The following is a 4800-nucleotide window of genomic DNA, read 5'->3' as shown; positions in this document are numbered from 1 at the left end:
CTGACAGCACTGTCAGGGCCCGCTCTCATGTCGCTCCTGAAACGCCCCGGTATCCTGCGGATGTCCGCACCCCAGACACCAGTAGCCGAAAGGCATATCCGTGAGCGCCAACCTTCCCCAAGCTCTCGGCTCCGGAGCAGGGGAGACCCCACCCGCAGCCGTCGTCGTTCTCGCAGCGGGTGAGGGCACCCGTATGAAGTCGGCCACACCCAAGGTCCTGCACGAGCTCTGCGGCCGCTCCCTGGTCGGCCATGTGCTCGCCGCGGCGGGCGAGTTGGATCCCGGGAACCCCGACAAGATCGTCGTCGTCGTGGGTCACGCCCGCGAGAAGGTCACCGACCACCTCGCCACGACCGCTCCGGGCGTCCGGACCGCCGTACAGGCCGAGCAGAACGGCACGGGGCACGCCGTACGGATGGGCCTCGAAGAGCTGGGCGGCGTCGTCGACGGCACCGTCGTGGTCGTCTGCGGCGACACCCCCCTGCTCACCGGCGCGACCCTCCGCAAGCTCGCCGCGACCCACACGGGCGACGGCAACGCGGTCACCGTGCTGACCGCCGAGGTGCCGGACGCCACCGGCTACGGCCGGATCGTCCGCGACAGCGCCTCGGGCGCGGTGACGGCGATCGTCGAGCACAAGGACGCCTCCGACTCCCAGCGCGCGATCCGTGAGATCAACTCCGGTGTCTTCGCGTTCGACGGGCAGCTCCTCGCGGACGCGCTCGGCAAGGTCCGCACCGACAACAGCCAGGGCGAGGAGTACCTCACGGACGTCCTCGGCATCCTGCGCGAGGCCGGGCACCGCGTCGGCGCCGCCGTCGCGGGCGACCACCGCGAGATCGCGGGCATCAACAACCGGGTGCAGCTGGCGGAGGCCCGCCGCATCCTCAACGACCGGCTGCTGCGCGACGCGATGCTCGCCGGGGTGACCGTCGTCGACCCGGCCTCCACGTGGGTCGACGTCACCGTCACCTTCGAGCAGGACGCGATCGTGCACCCGGGCACCCAGCTCCAGGGCGCCACGCACCTGGGCGCGGGCGCCGAGGTCGGCCCCAACACCCGCCTGAACGACACCACGGTGGGCGCCGGCGCCCGCGTCGACAACACCGTCTCGAACGGCGCGGAGATCGGCCCCCAGGCGAACGTGGGCCCCTTCGCGTATCTCCGCCCCGGTACCCGCCTCGGTCTGAAGGCGAAGGTGGGTACATACGTGGAGACGAAGAACGCCACCGTCGGCGAGGGCACGAAGATCCCGCACCTCTCCTACGTGGGCGACGCGACGATCGGCGAGTACTCGAACATCGGCGCCGCCAGTGTCTTCGTGAACTACGACGGCGAGGCCAAGCACCACACGACGGTCGGCTCGCACTGCAAGACGGGTTCGGACAACATGTTTGTGGCTCCTGTCACCATCGGGGACGGCGCCTACACCGCGGCCGGCTCCGTGATCACGAAGGACGTACCGCCCGGTTCGCTGGCCGTGGCCCGTGGCCAGCAAAGGAATATCGAGGGCTGGGTGGCCCGCAAGCGTCCGGGCAGCGCGGCCGCGAAGGCGGCGGAGGCGTCGTCCCGGGAGGCCGGCGGCGAAAGCTGACCGGAAAAGGTCGGGTCTGACTCGGGCTACCGTGATAGACGCACACCCGCACATCCAGCTGAGACCGCAACTGAGAACTCAACTCATCTCGACATCCAGCTGAGACACCTCTGAGGAGACAGTGCTGTGACCGGGATCAAGACGACCGGCGAGAAGAAGATGATGTTCTTCTCCGGCCGCGCCCACCCCGAGCTTGCCGAGGAGGTCGCCCACCAGTTGGGTGTCGGGGTCGTTCCGACGAAGGCCTTCGATTTCGCCAACGGTGAGATCTACGTCCGCTACGAGGAGTCGGCCCGCGGCGCCGACTGCTTCCTGATCCAGAGCCACACCGCGCCGATCAACAAGTGGATCATGGAACAGCTGATCATGATCGACGCTCTGAAGCGGGCCTCCGCCCGGAGCATCACCGTGATCATGCCGTTCTACGGTTACGCGCGCCAGGACAAGAAGCACCGCGGACGTGAACCGATCTCGGCACGTCTGGTCGCCGACATGATGAAGACGGCCGGTGCGGACCGCCTCCTGACGGTCGACCTGCACACCGACCAGATCCAGGGCTTCTTCGACGGCCCGGTGGACCACCTGTTCGCGTTGCCGCTGCTCGCGGACTACGTGGGCCACAAGGTGGACCGCTCGAAGCTCACGGTCGTGTCTCCGGACGCCGGCCGGGTGCGGGTGGCCGACCGCTGGTGCGACCGTCTCGGCGCGCCGCTGGCGATCGTCCACAAGCGCCGCGACAAGGACGTCGCCAACCAGGTGACCGTCCACGAGGTCGTGGGTGACGTCGAGGGCCGCGTCTGCGTCCTGGTCGACGACATGATCGACACCGGTGGCACGATCTGTGCCGCGGCGGACGCGCTGTTCGCGCACGGTGCGGAGGACGTCATCGTGACGGCGACGCACGGTGTGCTGTCGGGCCCGGCGGCGGACCGTCTGATGGCCTCCAAGGTCAGCGAGTTCGTCTTCACCGACACCCTGCCCACTCCGGGTGAGCTGGAACTGGACAAGATCACGGTCTTGTCGATCGCGCCGACGATCGCGAACGCGGTCCGCGAGGTCTTCGAGGACGGTTCGGTGACGAGCCTCTTCGACGAGTAGCCGGGGGCCGGCCGGACCGATCGGTCGCAGGCCGTCCTAGATCGATTTCTTGTACGGCCTCCCCGCCGCGTAAGCTGTCACAGTTGCTCGGCGAGGGAGGCCGCACTCTTTGGTGCGGCGGTCCGTTATCGACGCGCTCTTCGTAGCAGGCCGACGGTTCGGCCGGGTGACTTCTTCCCTGGCTTTCCCTGAACTACGAGGAGTGATCATGTCCGAGGTCAAGCTCGCCGCCGAGACCCGTACCGAGTTCGGCAAGGGCGCCGCGCGCCGCATCCGCCGCGAGAGCAAGGTCCCCGCGGTGGTGTACGGCCACGGTGGCGACCCGGTTCACATCACGCTGCCGGGCCACGAGCTGCAGCTCGCCCTGCGTACCCCGAACGTCCTGCTGACCCTGGACATCGAGGGCAAGAGCCAGCTCGCGATCCCGAAGGCCGTGCAGCGTGACGCCATCAAGGGTTTCCTTGAGCACGTCGACCTGCTGCTGGTGAAGAGCGGCGAGAAGGTCAACGTCGAGGTCTACGTGCAGACCGAGGGCGACCTGGCCCCGGGCGCGTTCATCCTGGAGCACGTGCTCAGCACCCTGACGGTCGAGGCCGAGGCCACGCACATCCCCGAGTCGGTCACCGTCTCCATCGAGGGCCTTGAGGCCGGCGCCTCCATTCTCGCGAAGGACATCGAGCTGCCCGAGGGCACCACGCTGGCCATCGACGAGGACGCGGTCGTGCTGCAGGTCCTGGCCGCCCAGTCGGAGGAGCCCTCGGACGACGCGGCCGACGAGTCCGCCGAGGCCTGATCCCGCACCGGATCACTGTTCGCCGGCCGCCGCTCCTCAGGGGGCGGCGGCCGACGCGTATCCCCCGAACCGCACCGGCGCTGCCGGTCAAGGACCCATGGGAGTGACGGACGTGACCACGGAACCAGGCGCGCCCTGGCTGATCGTGGGGCTCGGAAACCCCGGCCCCGAGTACGCCATGAACCGCCACAACGTGGGCTTCATGGTGGCCGACCTCCTCGCCGGGCGGATCGGCGGGAAGTTCAAGCGGGCGGGCAAGGCGCAGGCCCAGGTGATCGAGGGGCGGATCGGCCCGCCGGGTCCGCTGAGCCGGCGGGTGATCCTGGCGAAGCCGATGTCGTACATGAATCTGTCGGGCGGTCCGGTGACGGGGTTGCGGGACTTCTACAAGGTGCCGACGGCGAACATCGTGGCGGTCCACGACGAGCTGGACATCGACCACGGCGTGCTGCGGCTGAAGCTGGGCGGCGGCGACAACGGTCACAACGGTCTGAAGTCGATGACGAAGGCGATGGGTCCGGAGTACCACCGGGTGCGGTTCGGGATCGGGCGTCCGCCGGGGCGTATGCAGGTCGCGGACTTCGTGCTGAAGGACTTCTCCTCGGCGGAGCGCAAGGAGCTGGACTACTTCGTGGACCGGGCTGCGGACGCGGTGGAGGCTCTGGTCGTCGAGGGTCTGGAGCGGGCGCAGTCGGCGTACAACTCATGACAATGCCGTACTTGACCGCTGCTTGAGCCCGGCCGGAGTTGACCGACCGCAGGGCCATGGCCAAGGATCGCCGCCATGCCCGCCCATTCCCGTGCCCGCGCCTCCCGCCCGAAAGCGGCCACGGCGCTGCGGCTGGGGCAGTTCGCGGCGATGGGTACGGTCGCGGTGCTGATCCTGATCGCGGGCGTCTGGGCCTCCTGGGGCACCGCCCAGCACGTGATGCTCACCAAGGGCCGTGAACGCGGCACGATGACGGTCACCAAGTGCGCCGACGACCGCTGCACGGGCCCGTACCGGCCCACGTCGCAGGGTTCCACCGCCCGGGACCGGGTCGTCCTCGACAGCGAGGTGGCTGTGGAGAAGGGTCGCACGTACACGGTGGTGGTGAAGCCCGGCACCGACGAGGTCGTGCGCGCGGGCACCGGCGGCCTGCTCTACGCCTGGGTGCCGCTGGGCGGCGCGCTGATGCTCGCCTCGGTGGTGGTGGCGGGCGGTCTGGGCAGGACCCGGCTGGGCTGGGTGCTCGGCGGCGCGGGCCTGGCGCTGGTGACGACGGCGTTCCTGGCGCTCTAGACGTGCGGAAGGGGGCCGGGCGGTCGTGACGAC

5 protein-coding genes are annotated in these 4800 nt (G+C 69.3%); all 5 read left to right on the top strand.

What is annotated here, in order from left to right:
* The first annotated feature begins 100 nt into the window (after window positions 1–100).
* The 5 genes from glmU to ACFWGJ_RS42000 all read left to right on the top strand — a co-directional run bounded on the left by glmU (window position 101) and on the right by ACFWGJ_RS42000 (window position 4767).
* Window positions 101–1594 carry a bifunctional UDP-N-acetylglucosamine diphosphorylase/glucosamine-1-phosphate N-acetyltransferase GlmU gene (glmU, locus tag ACFWGJ_RS42020; protein WP_387334225.1) on the top strand — a complete coding sequence of 498 codons (1494 nt, stop codon included), beginning with the start codon at window positions 101–103 and terminating at the stop codon, window positions 1592–1594.
* Window positions 1595–1720: 126 nt separating this feature from the next.
* Complete coding sequence (locus ACFWGJ_RS42015) at window positions 1721–2692, top strand: ribose-phosphate diphosphokinase (RefSeq protein WP_107015616.1); 972 nt, start codon at window positions 1721–1723, stop codon at window positions 2690–2692.
* 208 nt (window positions 2693–2900) lie between these two features.
* A complete protein-coding gene (locus tag ACFWGJ_RS42010; RefSeq protein WP_387334224.1) occupies window positions 2901–3485 on the top strand; it encodes a 50S ribosomal protein L25/general stress protein Ctc in 585 nt (194 codons plus the stop codon).
* Between the two features lie 97 nt (window positions 3486–3582).
* Complete coding sequence (gene pth, locus ACFWGJ_RS42005; RefSeq protein WP_385838787.1) at window positions 3583–4194, top strand: aminoacyl-tRNA hydrolase; 612 nt, start codon at window positions 3583–3585, stop codon at window positions 4192–4194.
* A gap of 75 nt (window positions 4195–4269) precedes the next feature.
* Complete coding sequence (locus ACFWGJ_RS42000) at window positions 4270–4767, top strand: hypothetical protein (RefSeq protein WP_387334223.1); 498 nt, start codon at window positions 4270–4272, stop codon at window positions 4765–4767.
* Window positions 4768–4800: the final 33 nt, after the last annotated feature.

Origin of the sequence: Streptomyces sp. NPDC060205, assembly GCF_042728395.1 — a bacterium.
GTDB lineage: Bacteria > Actinomycetota > Actinomycetes > Streptomycetales > Streptomycetaceae > Streptomyces.
The sequence above is the reverse complement of the archived record's forward strand: the minus strand, read 5'-3'. Positions and strand labels throughout refer to the sequence as shown.